This is a genomic window from Paenibacillus lupini (assembly GCF_011761355.1).
Lineage (GTDB): Bacteria > Bacillota > Bacilli > Paenibacillales > Paenibacillaceae > Pristimantibacillus > Pristimantibacillus lupini.
Map to the genome: position 1 here is coordinate 1 of NZ_JAASRW010000017.1, position 17,715 is coordinate 17,715.

General features: G+C 44.5%; 11 protein-coding genes and 3 tRNA genes. 12 read left to right on the forward strand and 2 right to left on the reverse strand.

Translation table 11 applies throughout. The features are described 5' to 3' along the window. Nucleotides 1–182 precede the first annotated feature (182 nt). The 3 genes from FHS17_RS30140 (at nucleotide 183) to FHS17_RS30150 (ending at nucleotide 440) form a co-directional block, all read left to right on the forward strand. Nucleotides 183–258 (forward strand) — tRNA-His (locus FHS17_RS30140). 28 nt (nucleotides 259–286) lie between these two features. Continuing rightward, a tRNA-Gln gene (locus FHS17_RS30145) sits at nucleotides 287–361 on the forward strand. 4 nt (nucleotides 362–365) lie between these two features. Next, nucleotides 366–440: transfer RNA gene (locus tag FHS17_RS30150), tRNA-Gly, on the forward strand. Nucleotides 441–519: 79 nt separating this feature from the next. Here FHS17_RS30150 and FHS17_RS30155 read toward each other — a convergent pair. After that, the gene (locus FHS17_RS30155; protein ID WP_167283157.1) at nucleotides 520–1,374 is read right to left on the reverse strand and encodes a CPBP family glutamic-type intramembrane protease; all 855 of its coding nucleotides are present in this window, start codon (nucleotides 1,372–1,374) and stop codon (nucleotides 520–522) included. Nucleotides 1,375–1,593: 219 nt separating this feature from the next. On the opposite strand from FHS17_RS30155, the gene FHS17_RS30160 reads away from it, so the two are divergent. The 7 genes from FHS17_RS30160 to FHS17_RS30190 all read left to right on the forward strand — a co-directional run bounded on the left by FHS17_RS30160 (nucleotide 1,594) and on the right by FHS17_RS30190 (nucleotide 10,912). Further along, nucleotides 1,594–2,574 (forward strand): sugar ABC transporter substrate-binding protein, encoded by a 981-nt coding sequence (locus FHS17_RS30160; RefSeq protein ID WP_167283159.1) that lies wholly within the window; start codon nucleotides 1,594–1,596, stop codon nucleotides 2,572–2,574. Continuing rightward, a complete protein-coding gene (locus FHS17_RS30165) occupies nucleotides 2,571–4,016 on the forward strand; it encodes a sensor histidine kinase (protein ID WP_167283161.1) in 1,446 nt (481 codons plus the stop codon). Before FHS17_RS30160 ends, FHS17_RS30165 begins: the two co-directional genes overlap by 4 nt. 3 nt (nucleotides 4,017–4,019) lie before the next feature. Further along, on the forward strand, nucleotides 4,020–5,555 hold the full coding sequence (locus FHS17_RS30170; protein ID WP_167283163.1) for a response regulator: 1,536 nt from the start codon (nucleotides 4,020–4,022) through the stop codon (nucleotides 5,553–5,555). 40 nt (nucleotides 5,556–5,595) lie between these two features. Further along, entirely contained in the window at nucleotides 5,596–6,690 is a 1,095-nt protein-coding gene (xylF, locus tag FHS17_RS30175; RefSeq protein ID WP_167283165.1) for a D-xylose ABC transporter substrate-binding protein, read from the forward strand. A gap of 176 nt (nucleotides 6,691–6,866) precedes the next feature. Continuing rightward, nucleotides 6,867–7,967: a sugar ABC transporter substrate-binding protein gene (locus tag FHS17_RS30180; protein ID WP_167283167.1), complete on the forward strand. Its 1,101-nt coding sequence runs from the start codon at nucleotides 6,867–6,869 to the stop codon at nucleotides 7,965–7,967. A 131-nt stretch (nucleotides 7,968–8,098) separates the two neighbouring features. Continuing rightward, the gene (locus FHS17_RS30185; protein WP_167283177.1) at nucleotides 8,099–9,619 is read left to right on the forward strand and encodes a sugar ABC transporter ATP-binding protein; all 1,521 of its coding nucleotides are present in this window, start codon (nucleotides 8,099–8,101) and stop codon (nucleotides 9,617–9,619) included. 81 nt (nucleotides 9,620–9,700) lie between these two features. Further along, complete coding sequence (locus FHS17_RS30190) at nucleotides 9,701–10,912, forward strand: sugar ABC transporter permease (RefSeq protein WP_243865607.1); 1,212 nt, start codon at nucleotides 9,701–9,703, stop codon at nucleotides 10,910–10,912. A 63-nt stretch (nucleotides 10,913–10,975) separates the two neighbouring features. Here FHS17_RS30190 and uraA read toward each other — a convergent pair whose 3' ends face one another. After that, on the reverse strand, nucleotides 10,976–12,283 hold the full coding sequence (uraA, locus tag FHS17_RS30195) for a uracil permease (protein WP_167283170.1): 1,308 nt from the start codon (nucleotides 12,281–12,283) through the stop codon (nucleotides 10,976–10,978). 233 nt (nucleotides 12,284–12,516) lie between these two features. Between uraA and FHS17_RS30200 the strand changes: the two genes are divergently transcribed. Further along, nucleotides 12,517–16,716, forward strand: coding sequence for a choice-of-anchor I family protein (locus tag FHS17_RS30200; RefSeq protein WP_415639932.1), 4,200 nt, complete (start codon nucleotides 12,517–12,519; stop codon nucleotides 16,714–16,716). A gap of 129 nt (nucleotides 16,717–16,845) precedes the next feature. Continuing rightward, nucleotides 16,846–17,427: an SLOG family protein gene (locus FHS17_RS30205; protein WP_167283175.1), complete on the forward strand. Its 582-nt coding sequence runs from the start codon at nucleotides 16,846–16,848 to the stop codon at nucleotides 17,425–17,427. The last annotated feature ends 288 nt before the right edge of the window (nucleotides 17,428–17,715 follow it).

Consider the following 17,715-nt stretch of genomic DNA (forward strand, 5'->3'; position numbering starts at 1 on the left):
GAAGCACAGCAATGTGTGGAGCTGACGAATACTAATCGGTCGAGGGCTTATCCTACAAACTTTCTGAAGGAAAGTTACTTCGGAAGCATATGCTTAGACTTATGACTAGTGCATAAGCATTGCTTAAGGAATTCATTCATTCGCATCCAGTTTTGAAGGTGTAATTTTTACACCTATTTATGGCGGTCGTGGCGAAGGGGTTAACGCACCAGTCTGTGGCTCTGGCATTCGTGGGTTCAAGTCCCATCGATCGCCCCATTATTTGTTTAGAATTACATATAAGCGTTGGGGATTAGCCAAGCGGTAAGGCAACGGACTTTGACTCCGTCATTCCTAGGTTCGAATCCTTGATCCCCAGCCATTATGCGGAAGTGGCTCAGCGGTAGAGCATCGCCTTGCCAAGGCGAGGGTCGCGGGTTCGATTCCCGTCTTCCGCTCCAAATAACAATCACAAGATTACTTCAGAAATGAAGTGGTCTTTTTTTTTGTATATACATAAACAAAAACGCTGACTCAAGGTCAGCGCTTTAGAGCTTCAGTTTTATGTTTACCTTTATACAAATAGTACACAACGATAATCCCCAGGATAAGTACAAGTGAAGCAATATAACTTCCTTCTGCTCCAAAATCCCCTCCAGATAATTGAATAGGACCGTTATCCGTTACTTGAAGGACTGCTGGGACAGGATCGGTACCCGATACCTGAAACCCATATACGTAGCCTTGGAAGAAGTTCCAACTCATATGTAGTCCTATCGGCCACCATAGTCCCCCGGTTAATTCACGTGCTACAGCGAATAGAATGCCAGCGAGGCATATATTAATGAAGGGATATGGCGTCTCAAACATGTTCGGATTCAGACTGTGCATAAATGCAAAAATCATGGAGCTCACGATAATGGCCGGAGTCCGTCCATAATGATATTTAATGAGACCTTGTACATATCCACGTGAGAATAACTCTTCAGATAAGGCAACAAATAGGAATAAAACAATGCCATCTAATAAGGAAAGGATCAAGGTTTGATTCCAAGTAGAAGCTTCCCAGCCAATGCCGCCTGCTGCCCAGATCAGAATAGCGGAGATGGACATAAGGATGAATCCTGCAAAAAAGCCTTGAGTAGCTAAAGTGCCGCCAAATTGCTGTTTGAGGCCAAGAGACCAGCCATGATTACGTTCAAACCATGTATACATGGCAAAGACAGAACCAATAAATGCGGCAATTTGTAAATACTGCGTCCAGCGTGCCCCAGTGATGGAAGTTACATCGTCCACACTAGCACCGGAGATGAGAGCGCAGATCGTATAAATGATAGCACCAACCATAATGATAACAATAGGAATTAAGCCACTTAATACTATTTTTCCAACCACGCTAAAAAACTTCTTAATAAGATTCACCTTCCTGTTTCAATTCATTAATTACATATTTATCCAAAACTACTATGAAATTATATCCTTCGTTTTATTTTGATGTCAATTCATTTTGTGTGAAAAATATACATTTCTTGCATAGGTCTATTGTGCTATGATGAGGGCAACTATGGATGGAAGCGCTTTTAGTAGATTGATCGATCATAAAGGAGCCGACACATGAGGAAACTCGTCATTGTGCTGCTGTCTGCCATTTGCCTGGTGCTGTTAGGGTTTACTCTATCATCTTTTATTCAGGTGTTTCATTACAATTTAACAGCTCCTGCAAATGTGGGCAACACAAACAAAACTAATTATCGGATCATTCTAATTACACAAGAAATGGACACGCCATTTTGGGATAAAGTCGAGGATAGTGCTGCCAAAGCAGCAGCAAAGTATGGCGCCGAATTAGCGGTATGGGGCAGCTATGGAACGAATCAGGAGGATTTTCTGAAAAATATGGAGATTGCTATCGCTTCAAAAGTAGACGGCATCCTCGTACAGGGCCTCAATACGGATGAATTCAATCAGCTTGCTACAGTGAAGGCTGCCAGTAACGGTATTCCAATCTTTACGATTGCCAACGATGTACCAATTGAAGACAGTTTACGCCGAACTTATATTGGTTCTGATCATTATAAGGCAGGTCAAATGATAGGAACGCAGCTGGCTGAAGATATCGGTAAGAAAGGAAAAGTTGTGCTGATGGTCTCCGACCGCCAAGAGGATTTCCAGAGCAGGCGTTTAGAGGGGATTCTAGATGTATTAAGTTCCTATCCCGATATCGAGCCTATTACGGTAGTAGCAGGGGATACAAGGGAGAAGGTAGTTACAGCCACGAATGAAATTATGAATAAAGAGCCCAATCTAGCTGCTTTTGTATCTGTGACGGCAAATAATGCGAGTGCGATGGTGCAGGAGATCAGCAAGCGTGCGCAGCTTAGCAGGTTCCATATCTACTCGTTTGATGACAGCCCTGAGATTAAGACGCTGCTTAAAGAAAAAAAGATGAGCGGCATTATCGAGCAATCACCCGAAATGATGGGGGAGCTAGGCGTGCAGCTTATGGTGCAATGGCTGAAGGGTGAGACATTCCCTTTGAAGTATGACGGTTATTATACCGATATTCGGCTTCTGAAGGCGGATGAGCTTCCATGAATACAGTCCAGAAAAAGATATTGTCACTGACCGCCATCGTCCTCTTTATTATGGTAGCCATTTGGTTCATTCTCACCTATTACAATCAGAAAATGCAGGATCAGTATAATGACATTTTACAGCGATACCTGCAAATGAATGAAGTGAGCGCTTCCAGTCAGCAGCTTGTCACATCGCTCAACAATTATATACAGACCCCATCTACCTCCAAGTTGTCTAATGTAGAGGCTGATCGTCAAAGGCTGCTGGAGGCACAGCGGAATATTGCGGATCTGCGTAATAACAGCAATCAGTTTACACTTACGAATTACCTCAATCTAATAGATAGTTTAGTGGATTCAACGAATCGTTCCATACGGCTTCTAAGCGAAAAGAATAATGAAGAGGCTTTAAATGATTTCACGGAAGTAACGCGATTATCTAAATATATTTCGGAGATGACACTAACGCTTCTTGGTACTGAGCTTCAGACCTATGATCAGTTCTATCGGGGGATGATTATTCAATCCGTTGAGCTCAAGAAGCTAGGGGTCTGGATGCTGGCATTAATTACATTCCTTCTCTTATTGTTTACGTACTGGTTCTCTCTAAGTATAACTCGCCCCATTCAGAGACTGACACAAGCAGCCCGTGAGCTTTCACGAGGAAGATTTGATACCCACATCGAAATATACGCCAACGATGAGATATCTTTCCTAGCCAAAACCTTTGACAGGATGCGAGTCAATATTAACAATCTGATCTCTGAGATGCAGTACAAAGCACAGCTCGAGAGCGAGCTTCAGAAAAACAAGCTTTTGCTGCAGGAGAGTCAGCTTCGAAGTCTGCAAAGTCAGATTAATCCGCACTTTTTATTTAATACACTTGATACGTTATCGAAGAAGGCTTATTTGGAAGGCTCAGTGGAAACAAGTGATCTTCTGACAAGTGTAGCGAGGCTTCTCCGTTATAATCTGAAGCGTCTTGATCGGCCGGTCACCTTGTATGAAGAGGTACGTGTGCTGCGCGAATATATTTTTATCCAACAAACACGGTTTACCGATCGTCTTCGCTTTGAGGAAGAGGTGGATGAAGCCTGCTTGTCGATACAAATTCCTGGGCTTACGATTCAACCTATTATCGAGAATGCTGTTATTCATGCCATAGAGCCGCTCGAGCAAGGTGGTACTATTACCTTCCGTATTCGGGATGAAGGATCAAATGTCATGATCGAGATTGAGGATGAAGGAAGCGGCATATCAGAGGAGAAAATATCGCAGATCGTGGAGGATCGATTCAACTCGCAGGAGGGGGACGGACATTCAACCGGTATCGGATTTGGGAATGTAATCAGCCGCCTTCGTTTGTTCTACGGCCGAGAAGATATTATGGAGATTCAAAGCGAAGTCGGAAAAGGAACAAAAGTAATCTTGAAGCTGCCGAAGGTTAGGGAGGCCGGATAATTTATGTATAAGCTGCTGATTGTTGATGACGAGCAGATTGAACGGGAAGGATTACAAGCCATTCTTCAGCATGGGCTTCCTGAGCTTGTTATCGAACAAGCGAAAAATGGGAAAATTGCGCTGCAGATGGCGGAGGAGTTTCAGCCAGACCTCATATTAATGGACGTCAAGATGCCAGGGATTAATGGCCTCGAGGCAGTAGAATTGATTAATGCCAGTAACCCGGCAATCAAGTTCATTATGGTTACGGCCTACGATACGTTCGACTATGCACGCAGGGCCATAAAGCTTGGAGTGAAAGATTATCTGCTCAAGCCAAGCAAAGCTTCGGAGATTGTAGCTACGGTGCAGCGGGTACTCCATTTGATCGAGGAAGAGCGCAAGACCGTTGAGACGACTGAGCAGCAGCGCTTTGCTTTGCAGAAGGTAATGCCGATCATCGAGACAGACATTGTTACGCAATTATTGTTTGATCATGTGCATGAAGTACATTTGGATGAGCTGGTAGGTCTTCTTGGGGTTAGTACAGCGAATGAGAAATATGCGATGACCGTCTTGCTGCCAAATGGCTCTGAGAATTATTATTCAGCCATTAAAGAGAAAGTGAGAAGCATGGGCAGCGGGTGGGTTGGTGCGATGTATGGCCGGCAAATCCCGATTATTGTATTCCCAGAGGCAGAACGGTCCGTTCGCTCTCAAGCGGTTACGATGGCACGCGAGCTGCTTGCTGTGGCAAAGTCTGACGGGCATGAAGGCTGGTTTATCGGGATCGGTAATGTTTATGAATCATTGGATCAAATCCGGCAGTCCTATCAGGAAGCCTTAATCGCCTCAATGGACCCTACACTGCCGGTCAAATATCGTTTTTATGAGGATACCCCAGTCCTTGGCGTTACACGTGACGGCTATCCGGTCAAACAAATAGAGCAGCAGCTTTTCGACCGGATTCGGCTTGGACAATGGGAGCAGGTTCGTACAGATATGCTGGACTTTATCCGCCGTTATGAGAATGAAGGAGCGAATCTGCTGTATACCCAGCAGCGTGTACTTGAGCTGCTCTGGATTGCCTCACGCGTTTTGCTGGAGATGGGCGTTGAGATTGATACACCGCTTTACTCCTCCCAGGCCCAGGACTATAGGCAATTACGAGTGGAGTCAGAGCTGCTGCTTGAACGGATGAGACAAACTTTCTCCGAGCATCATGACCGAATCGAGCCGGATACCATTCAGCAAATTAAGCAATACATTATGGATCACTCCCATGAGGATATTTCCCTTGAAGCAATCGGGAGTATGGTTGGCTTAAGTCCTTTTTATATCAGCAAAATGTTTAAAGACCAGCTTGGCATCAACTATATTGATTTTCTGACGGAATGCCGGATTAAGAAAGCCATCAAGCTCATGGGTGACCCTGAGCGAAGTTTGAAAGAGATTACGTATATGGTCGGCTATCATGATCCTAATTACTTTAGTAAGGTGTTCAAAAAAATGTGTGAGGTTTCTCCTACGGAATACCGTAAAACCCTTCTTGGCAAATAAGCTTGCAGCATACAAATTTGTGATAAAGGAAGAGAAGCAAATGAAACTGGGCATCGCAAGGAGAAGATCAATGCTGTTCATCGCAGCAATGGTCTTCAGCAGTGTCTTGGGGGCATGCGATAGCAGCCAGACAACTAGCGAGACTAATAAGCCGATTCATACAACAACAGCTTCCTCGAATACCACAGATAAAAACAAGAAAATAAAAATTGGGTTCTCAATGGATACACTGCTTGAAGAGCGATGGCTGAAGGATAGAGATCTATTCCGGGAAGCTTGTGAGGCGCTTGGCGCGGAAGTCGAGATTATTGCGGCAAATGGTGATGATGCCAAGCAGATCTCGCAAGCGGAAGCACTGATCAGCGAGGGAGTTGATATCCTTGTTGTTGTTCCTCACAATGCGGATGCAACAGCAGCGATCGTGAAGAAAGCTCATTCAGCAGGTATTAAAGTACTCGCTTATGACCGTCTGATCAAGAACGCTGATGTTGATCTTTATGTTTCATTTGATAATGAGGCAGTAGGAGAACTTCAGGCTAAGGCAATTACTAAGCTTGTACCGAAGGGCAAGTTTGTTTATATCGGAGGTGCCGATACAGACAACAATGCGCATTTGTTTAAACAAGGCGTATTTAATGTTCTGCAGCCGCTGATTGACCGTGGGGATATTACTGTCGTATACGATCAGTGGACAAAAGACTGGACACCAGTTAATGCTTTAGCGAATATGCAATCGGCACTCGATGCCAATGACAACGATATTAATGCCGTCATTGCAGCTAATGATGCGACAGCAGGAGGCGTAATTCAGGCGCTTCAGGGGCAAGGTCTAGCAGGTAAACTTCCTGTAGCTGGTCAAGATGCAGAGCTTGCCGCCGCGCAGCGTATCGTTGAAGGTACACAGACCATGACCGTGTATAAGCCGATCAAGCTGCTTGCCGATAAAGCAGCAGAACTTGCTGTGAAGCTTGCCAAAGGTGAGGATACAGGCGCAGAACGGACCGTCAATAATGGCAGAATCGAAGTGCCGTCTGTTCTCTTGTCACCCATCGCAGTAGACAAAACTAATATAGATGAGACCATTATTGCGGATGGATTCCATTCTCATGAGGATGTGTATAAGAACGTTGAATAAGGATTCACGAATGAGGTTAGCCAGTATAAAACTGGTTAACCTCATTTTTTTGCAGGTGCAGCAAAAAAGTATAGGTGGTTATAAAAGAGTGCTATATAATAGCGCTTTCATTGGAAGTTCCCCATGCTATAGTTGGTCGTGTAAGGAACTTAGTCATTTATGGAGGGGTAACGAAGATGAGAAAAAGCTTCAAATCGGTTGCACTTTTAATTGTTGTTCTATTGCTCACAGCTCTAGTAGCGGCATGCGGCAAAGGCGACAGCAAAGTAAGCGTTGGTATCGTACTTCCAACTAAGGATGAGCCAAGATGGGTTCAGGACGAGCAACGTTTCAAAGACGCACTGAAGGGCTCCAAATACACAACTGAAATTCTGTTCAGCCAAGGTTCTTCTGCGAAAGAAAAAGAAAACGTAGAAACATTGATCAACAAAGGCATCAAAGTTCTTATTATCTGTCCGCAAGACGGCGATGCTGCAGCAGCAGCAGTAGAAGCTGCTAAAGATGAAGGCATCAAAGTTATCTCGTATGACCGCTTGATCACAAACACAGATGCAGTCGACTACTACGTAACATTCGACAGCGTGTCCGTAGGTGCAGCACAAGCTCAATACCTGGTTGACAATGCAAAAGGCAGCGGCGAGCCATTGTACCTGTATGCTGGTGCAGCTTCTGACAACAACGCATTCCTGTTCTTCCAAGGTGCTTGGAACGTTCTGCAACCAAAAATCGCTGACGGCACTTTCAAAATCGCTAACTCCAGCGAAGCTGAAGCTCTGAAAGATACGAAAGACCTTTCCCGTGACCAACTGAGCAAAATCATCGGTCAAGTAACAACGAACTGGGATCCAAACGAAGCGAAGAACAAAGCTCAAACTCACTTGACTGCTGCAGCTGCTGATATGAAAGGCGATGTAGCAATCCTTGCTCCAAACGATGGAACAGCTCGCTCGATCGCTGATGTATTTGGTGCTGACAGCGCGGTATCCAGCTATGTTGTAACTGGCCAAGATGCTGAGCAAGCATCTATCCAATATGTAATCGACGGCAAGCAATCGATGACCGTATTCAAAGACGTTCGTACGCTGGTTAAAGATGCAATGGGCATGGCTGTAGATATTCTTGACGGCAAAGACCCTGCAACAACTGGCTCGTATAATAACGGCAAAGTTGATGTTAAAGCGAAGCAAACAAATGTAATCACTGTAAACAAAGACAATGTACAAAAAGAGCTTATCGATTCGGCTTACTACAAAGCGAGCGACTTCACTGGTCTGTAATTGTAAATGATGGCGGGGAATAGTGATAGATTCGTCTATCACTATTTCTTACTATTAGTTTGCTAAGCGGTTCCTTACGAAGTAAGAATTATCGCAAAGAACGCGAAAATTCTTTTTAGGAGTGCATAATGATGAAAAGCTACATTTTAGAGATGAACAATATCTCCAAGGAATTCACGGGAGTTAAAGCACTCTCGGACGTTAACTTCAAAGTAGAGCAAGGCGAGATTCATTGCCTGATTGGTGAGAATGGAGCCGGCAAATCTACGCTGATGAAGGTTCTAAGCGGAGTGTATCCCTATGGAACTTATAAAGGCGATATCGTGTTTGAAGATGATATACAAGTTTTCAACAAAATCAGTGACAGCGTCAAAACCGGCATCGCTATCATCTATCAAGAGTTGGCGTTATTCCCGGATCTTACGGTTTACGAGAATATTTTTGCTGGAAATGAAATCACACGCGGCAAGATTGTAGATTGGAACAAGACCATAGCTGAAGCTAAGCGCATGCTGGAGCGGGTAGGTCTGGATGTTAATCCGGAAATGCTGATCAAGGACTTGGGAGTAGGCAAGCAGCAGCTTGTTGAAATTGCCAAAGCACTAAGCAAAAATGTAAAGCTGCTTATTCTGGACGAACCAACGGCAGCCTTAAACGAGAATGACAGTGAGAATCTACTTGAGCTTCTGCGGGAGCTGAAGAAGCAAGGTATTACTAGCATTATGATTTCCCATAAGCTGAAGGAAGTTATCGCGATAGCAGATAAAGCAACGGTACTTCGTGATGGACGTACGATTTGCACATTAGATGGTTCCAAAGGTGAAATTACTGAAAATACGATTATTCGCAACATGGTCGGGCGTGAAATCGAAGATATTTATCCGAAGAGAGCAAATAAATCGTTTGGGAACAACATTCTTGAGGTTCGTAATTGGACCGCCTACGATTCTCAGCTTGGCAGGGAAGTAGTGAAGAACGTTAACCTGAATGTTAAAAAAGGAGAAATCGTCGGAATAGCCGGCTTGATGGGCTCGGGACGTACGGAGCTTGCTCGCAGCATCTTCGGCAATCCGAAGTCTTATAAACTGCAAGGCGAATTGCTGGTGAATGGTTTACCAAAATCATTCAAGCATCCGAATGAAGCGATCAAGGAAGGTATTGCCTATGTAACCGAAGATCGCAAGGGAGACGGCTTGTTCTTGATTCAGGATATTAAGAACAACATCTCGGCTGCTAACCTGAAGGGGATATCCCGGAGCGGGGTTATTGATGACAATAAAGAGATTCGGATCGCTAGTGATTACAAAAGCTCGCTGAATGTAAAGGCACCTTCGATTGAGCAGATCGTCGGCAACCTTAGCGGCGGCAACCAGCAGAAGGTATCACTAGGCAAATGGCTCTTTGTTGGTCCGCAGCTGCTCATCTTGGATGAACCTACACGTGGTATTGATGTAGGCGCCAAATTTGAAATTTATACGATTATGAACAAGCTGATTGCAGAAGGAATGAGTATCATCATGATCTCCTCTGAGCTTGGAGAAATACTCGGTATGAGTGACCGGATCTATGTGATGGCGGAAGGACGAATTAAAGGCGAGCTGCCTGTAGAAGAGGCTAACCAAGAAAATATTATGCAATTTGCAACGCAATAAACTACGCTTACGAAGTTTGAATCACCACGAATGGCTTATAATTGCCATTTGTGTGGCCATTCATTTTAGGAGGAACACCTTATGAATATTGTCACTCAGGGAAAAAAGGAACGCCCGACGAACATTCTCACTGAAGGAAAAACGTTGCTTACAGTGAATATACGCCAATACGGCATGTACATTGCGCTGTTTGTCATCATGCTTACGTTCTCTATTTTAACGGATGGCTTGTTTATGTCTTCCCGTAATATTAGTAACCTGCTCGATGCTACAGGGTATATCGCTGTACTTGCTGTAGGTATGACACTCGTTATCGTGATTCGGCATATCGACTTATCCGTTGGTTTTGCAGCTGGATTCCTAGGCGCCATCGCTGCCATATTATTATCGCAGGCCGGTGTTCCCGTCTATCTGACGATACCAATCATTCTTGTTCTTGGTATTGTTGTTGGCCTCTTCAACGGTGTACTTGTTGCATCACTTGGTATTCCGTCCTTCGTAGCTTCCCTCGCAGGCATGCTGATTTTCAGAGGCGCATTGCTGCGAGTAACGGAAAAGACAGGTACGATTATCGTAAAGGATGAGCATTTCAACGCATTAGGCAACGGCTATATTCCATCCTTGTTTAAACTGGATGATTTAAACTTCTTGTCACTCGTGCTTGGCTTGTTTGTCATTCTGCTATTCATCTACTTCGAGTTCTCGAAGCGCCGAAATAAGATTAAGTATCAATTCGAAGTGATCTCTAAAGGTATGTTTACGGTTAAACTTATCTTCGTATCGGCTATTATCGCATACATTACTTACATTATCTCAGGTTACAATGGCTTCTCCTGGACGGTTATTATTATGCTTGGTGTTGTAATCATCTATCATTTCCTGACAACAAGCACGGTACTTGGACGCCATATTTATGCGGTAGGAAGCAACCCGGAAGCGGCACACTTAAGTGGTATTAATGTGAAAAAGATTACGTATATCGTGTTTGGTTCGATGGGTCTGCTTTCGGCTCTATCCGGAATCTTGTTCACTGCACGTCTGCAATCGGCAACAACAACAGCTGGTACGCTGTTCGAGCTTGATGCGATTGCTGCTGCATATGTTGGCGGTGTATCCGCTGCGGGTGGCGTTGGTAAAGTAACCGGTTCGATTATTGGTGCGATCGTTATGGCTTCGCTATCAAGCGGCATGAACTTAATGGGGGTAGGAATCTCCTATCAATACATGATCCGTGGCGGCGTTCTCGCAATTGCAGTAATCTTCGATGTAATGACACGTAGAAAAAGAGGCTAGTATCTTTAAAAACAAAAGCCCAGCGGCTTATGCCTGCTGGGCTTGTTTGTTTTTTAAACCAAATTAATGTCCGGATGCTTCGGTATCGTTAGAAATCCGAGTAACTTCGAACAATTTGAATAATAAGCTGAGCACGATAGCCGTTACGGTTGCAAGAGCCATACCCGACAGAGAGAAGTCGCCAATCGTAATTTTTGCACCGCTTAAGCCGGTAACAAGGACAACGGTCGTTAAGTACAGGTTAGTTGGCTTGCTGTAGTCGATCTTCGATTCAACCAACATGCGAAGGCCGGATGCAGCGATTACGCCAAACAGTAAGAGCGATACGCCGCCCATTACTGGAGCGGGAATAGCAGCGATAAGTGCCGAGAACTTGCCGAAGAATGACAGCAGAATAGCGAATACAGCTGCACCGCCGATGACGAAGGTTGAATATACACGGGTAATCGCGAGAACGCCGATATTTTCACCATAAGTCGTGTTTGGTGTAGAACCTAGGAATCCAGAAATAATAGTTGAGATTCCGTTGCCAAGTAGTGAGCGATGAAGACCTGGATCCTTGGACAGATCTTTTTTTACGATATTCCCGGTTACGATCAAATGGCCAATATGCTCGGCAAGAACGACTAGTGAAGCGGGAACGATTGTAAGTATAGCCGCCCATTCAAATGTTGGCGTTGTGAACGTAGGTGCTGCAAGCCAGTTACTTGCAGATACGTTTTCGAAATTCGTAAAGTCCATGAAGTAAGCAAGTACGTAACCACACACAATCCCGATCAGAATCGGAATGATGCGCATAAAGCCTCGGAACAGCACCGAACCGAGTATTGTAATGAGAAGTGTGACGATGGAGATGGTAATTGCTGCTCCGTCTGGTGTCCAAACTTCATCAACTGGTGCGCTCGGGGATTTAATCCATCCTGCCATCCCTGCTGCCACAGGAATCAGCTCAAGTCCGATAACGGCTACGATAGCACCCATTGCAGCAGGAGGGAAAATCACATTAATCCAGCCGGTACCGGCTGCTTGAATAATTAGAGCAACGATCGTGAAGACAACGCCGGCAGCAATAAAGCCGCCAAGTGCAGCAGCATACCCATCAGAATGGGAAGTATGATTGCCGATAACGGCTCCGGCAGGTGCGATAAAGGCAAAGCTCGAGCCGAGAAAAGCGGGAATCTTACCTTTAACAATAAATAAATAAAGCAGTGTGCCAAACCCGTTCATGAGAAGACAAATGGCAGGGTCTACGCCTAGCAAATTTGGTACGAGTACAGTTGAGCCAAACATCGCAAACAAATGCTGAATGCTGAGCATAAGGCTTTGGCCAATTGGCGGTCTTTCCTGGACGCCGATTTCAAGTTGTTTCATCTTGCTGTTAAACCTCCATATAATGAAGTCATTTTTTACGCAACTTGATGATTTTACATATTATTAGTGTTTCTTGGCAAGACCTTTCTTAGTCGATACAAAGAGCTGAGATTATACGAATCAAAATTTGACAGTTGTTTACAAGATCTTAATCTTCATATTTACGTATAGAAAACATTTTCTCTATACAATTGGGCGAGAAGAAAGAATTTATCAATTGGGAGTGAATGTCATTGATTAGCAGAAGTAAACGCTTTTTATCCATATTCCTCGCAGCAGAGATTGCCGCTGCAGCCTTTTTAGGGACAGGCACGGTAATGGCAGAGGGAGCAACGGTAACTCCGGGGACCCCTTATACGGCTCCGAGTCAATATAATGTGAATGTTCCTCATGTCATTATTAATCAGGTATACGGCGGTGGCCTAGCAGCATCAACAGGTGTATTTCTTTCTAACGGGTTTATTGAGCTTTACAATCAGACTGACAATGATATCAATTTGGCTGGATGGTCTCTTCAATATAATGACCGTGGTACTAGCGCTACGACTGGGGTAATTACTTCCGAGTGGAAAAAGCTTAACCTGTCCGGAACGATTAAAGCTCATTCGTCCTTCCTTGTAACTGGTGCAGTGACGAATGTGACTGCCAATGCAGGAGATGCAAAAATTAGTCTTGCGGGTGCAGCGGACCAGACTTGGGATACTCAATTTATTAACAATAAAGGTATGAAAGTAGTATTGATGAGCAATCAAACACTGCTTGACGCAACAAACGCTAATCCATTTAATACAAAGCCTGAAGGCTATGTCGATATGGTTGGAACAGGCAGTAATGATCCTAATAGTGACATTGATGGTTATGAAATGGCGTATCCTTCAGGTGCTACTGAGGGTACATCCAAGAAAAAATCGATCCGTCGCAAGACTACCGTTGACGGAGATAATAATAAAACCGATTTTCAACAGATTGATTACGAGGCATTATTTGCAGCCAATGGAACGGAATTGACGAATACACTTCCCCATAACAGCAATTTTGGTCCTTGGGGAGTTACAACTCCTGAACAGCCAGGAACACCTGAAGTAGAACCGGTTGTCTTTACAACAACTGCACTTGCAGGCGCAATAATCGGAACACCTTATACGGCAACCGTTGCCGCCAGCGGTGGAACTGCTCCTTATACTTATAGCGCAACGAATTTGCCTGCTGGCTTGCTGCTAGAAAGTGCAACAGGTGTTATTACTGGCACACCAACAGATACTGCTAAGTCTTCTCTCATTACAGTAACAGCAACGGATAGTGCAAATCCTGCTTTAACGGCAACGAAGTCTTTTTGGCTGACAATCGGCCAACCGATTCAGGATCTGAAAGATACCCTTTCTATTTCGAAGATCGGAAGCTTCTCTCTAGGACAAACCGATGCAGATGGCGGCGTTGCCGAGATCGTCAAATACAATAAAGACAACAACAAGTTTTATTTGGTTAACGGCTCGGGTAGTCCTCCAAGCTTAGAAATCATTGGCTTAGGAAACGCAACGGGGAACTTAGTGACGGAGAAGACCGTTAAGGTGGAGGAATTGTCGGAAGAGCATGGTGAGTTTAATTATGGTGACCTTACAAGCGTAGACATTAATACAACAACTAAGCGAATTGCTATTTCGGTGCAGGATGAAGATGCACTCATGCCAGGCAAAATTATTGTTCTTGATTATGACGGCAACTACGTAACCGAATATGATACAGGCGTACAACCGGATATGATCAAGTCTACGGAAGACGGCCGTTATATCCTGACTGCTGACGAAGCGGAGCCGCGTGAAGTGACTAAAGATGCCAAAGGCAGCGTAACGATTGTCGACACCGTTGCTAATACATCCACTCCAGTTTATTTCGATAATCCGGATGTCATTGAAGACGGCGTTCATATTCGCGGTGATGTGACGCAAGGAACTTCGGAATTTCCTGGCAAGAAAGAAGATGCGGACTATGATTTCGAGCCGGAGTATATTGCACTATCTGGTGATAGCAAGACAGCCTATGTCACCTTGCAGGAAAACAACGCAATCGCTGTTGTTGATATTGCAACCCGTAAAGTTACGGCTGTTAAAGATTTGGGCTTTAAAGATTTTAATGAGGTGGCTAATGCACTGGATATACAGTCAAATTCCGCAATTCAGCTTGAGACAGTACCTTTCAAGGGCATGTACATGCCTGACGGTATGGCTTCCTATACGGTAAACGGCAAGACCTATCTGTTTACAGCTAATGAAGGCGATGCCTCAGAATTCCGCGAAAATGCAAGCAAGGTTGGTGCGGTTAAAGGCAACCTTGATCCAAATTCAGCAGCGTATAACTTCCTGAAGGATACTACCGCATACGATAAAGTTGAAGTTGCAGCAGACATGGGTAATGACGGCATTTATATGTATGGCGGTCGCTCATTCTCGGTATGGAATGCAGCGACAATGGATCAGGTGTACGACAGCGGCAATGATTTCGAGACCATTACTGCTAAACGTCAACCTAATTACTTTAATGTTAGCAATGATGCAACCTCTATGGATTCCCGTAGCGTGAAGAAAGGTCCTGAACCGGAAGATATCAAGGTTGGCAAAGTAGGCAACAAGGAGCTTGCATTCATCGGGCTTGAACGTACTGGCGGTTTCATGACCTATGACGTGACGGATCCGGAGCATCCACAATTTGCGAATTACACGAATACCCGAAATTATACAGGCAGTGACATTCTGGATACAGACACAGGTCCGGAAGGTATTGAATTCATTCCTGCATCGGCCAGTCCAACTGGACAGCCACTGCTGCTTGTAGCGTATGAAGTTGGCGGCAAAGTTGGAGTCTATCAGATTAATGTAACGAAAGTAACTCTTGATCAAAAGACGCTTTCTCTTACAGTCGGTGGTGCAGCAGGCCAACTGAATGCTGCTATCGTTCCGGCAAACGGAGCATCCAGCACGATAACATGGTCTTCTTCTGCCCCTAGCATTGCAACGGTTGATCAGAATGGTAAGGTTACAGCAATTAAATCGGGTACTACAGTTATTTCAGCAACAAGCGCTGACGGCTACGCTGTAGCGGAAAGTACAGTAACAGTAGCTCCAGCAACAGTTGTTGAGATACCTGATCAACCAACTACTGGCGGCGGATCCAGTGGCGGAGGTTCCATAATTGTAGACAATGGTGACGCGGATACAGTAAATGTTATAACGACAGTAGAAGCAACAACAGACAGTACAGGCAAAGCAAATGCTAATGTCTCTTCTAACCAAATCACATCTGCTCTTAAAAAATTACGGAATGAGTCGTCTACCAGCCAAGCAGGCAGCTTGACGATTACAGCTATTCCCGATCGTAAAGCCAAAGAGGCAGCAATCGTATTTGAAAAAGGCGTATTTGCCTCAACGAAAGAAGCTGCAATATCAGAGTTGACTATTGAAGCGGGTGTAGGTTCAGTATCCTTTGATGCAAAAGCGATTTCGTCTATTGCGACAGCATCGAAGAATAATGACGTTACAATTACAGTCCGTCAAACAGATGCTTCGACCGCAGGTGCAAGTTTAACTGGAGCAAAGCGTACAGCATTGCTTAACGCAGTAGGCAGTCACCCGGTGTTTGATTTCTCTGTAAAAGCTAACGGAAGCGCGATTTCTACCTTCGGCGGAGGATCGGCGCACATTCAAGTGCCATATACGCCACAGGCTAATGAAGATCGCAATGCTATCGTTATCTATTACATCTCGGATAGTGGTGAGCTTGTAACTGTACCGTCTGGCAGTTATGACTCTGCTACAGCTACAGTAAGCTTTGAGGTTTCTCATTTCTCGCGTTACGCTGTGGGTTATAACAAGTTGTCATTCAAAGATACAAAATCCAGCTTCGCGAAAGATGCGATTACGTATTTGTCGGCACGCAGCATTATTTCCGGAACGGGCTCTAATCAATTCTCGCCAAAAGCCCATATTACAAGAGCTGATTTTACAATCCTACTCTCCCGTATTGCTGGAGCTCAATTAAGCAGCTATAAAGCAGGTGAATTCTCCGATGTCCGTACCACTGACTATTATGCGGATGCTGTACAATGGGCAGCTGACAAAGGCATTACAAGTGGCATCGGCGGCGGTAAGTTTAATCCGAAAGCATTCATTTCACGTGCAGAGATGGCGGCGATGCTGGTTCGTTTTGCAGGGGTAATGAACTTGAGCCTACCAGCAAGCAACCAAGCTATTACATTTGCAGACAGCAATTCGATTCAAGCGAGTGTGAAAGAAGCGGTAAAGGCTGTGCAGCAAGCGGGTATCATTAATGGTAAAACAATTGCGAACCGCTCAGGTGTTTACTTTGCTCCGCTAGATTCCGCTACTCGCGAAGAAACAGCGAAGATGCTCGCAGTTTTCATGAAGGTAATGGCAAAATAATAATATCAATCGGAAGAGCTGTCTCCTTAAAGGAGATGGCTCTTTTTTGATGCTAAGCAGAACGTACATTCTCTGACGCTTCTCATCTTATGCTGTTATATTGAATGGATGTAGAAAAGAGGTGGCACGATGAAGACACTATTCGCAACCGGTTACCGGGCTAATGAGCTGCAAATCTTTAATCAGAAGCATAAGCACATTCCTTTTATTAAGAAAGCAATAGAAGCTAAACTGCTGCCCCTTATTGAGGAAGGGCTGGAATGGATCATTACTCCAGGACAGTACGGGTTCGACCTATGGGTGTGTGAAGTAGCACTTGAACTACGTCTGACATATCCTCAGCTCAAACTGTCGATTATAACGGCTTTTATGAATCCCGATGAACAATGGAAGGATGAGAAAAAGAGCTACTACCAGCAAATCATTTCACAAGTAGACTATTATGGTGCTGTCAGCCATCAGCCCTATGTCGGGCCTTGGCAGTTTCAGGCCAGAGATGAATTGCTATTTCGTAAGTCGGATGGCTTGCTGCTGTTCTATGATGAAGAAGCTGCCGAAGGCAGTTCCAAATACGTAAAGGAGAAAGCGCTGAAGAAGCATCAGGAAGACGGCTATCAGCTCATCTTTATAGGAGCAGATGATATTCAGAACGCAGCCGAAGAAGAGAACTATAATGAATACGATCCTATGTACGATGAGCCTTTTGAGTAAGTAGAAACTTTTTATAGAAAAAGCTTGCATAGCTGTACAAGCCTATGGTATATTCTAATTCCGGCCGAGAGAGACACGCGGTTGGGACGAAAAGCTGAACATCATTGATTGATAGAAATTGAAATCGATGAAAAATAACGCTTGACACTAAAATGGGCAACGTGATAAGATATGAAACGTTGTTGCGAAAAACAAATTGTTCTTTGAAAACTGAACAACGAGCAAAACTGCCCCGTTAGAAATAACGGAAAAAGCGATGTATTGATCTCTATCGAAGTAACTCAGCGA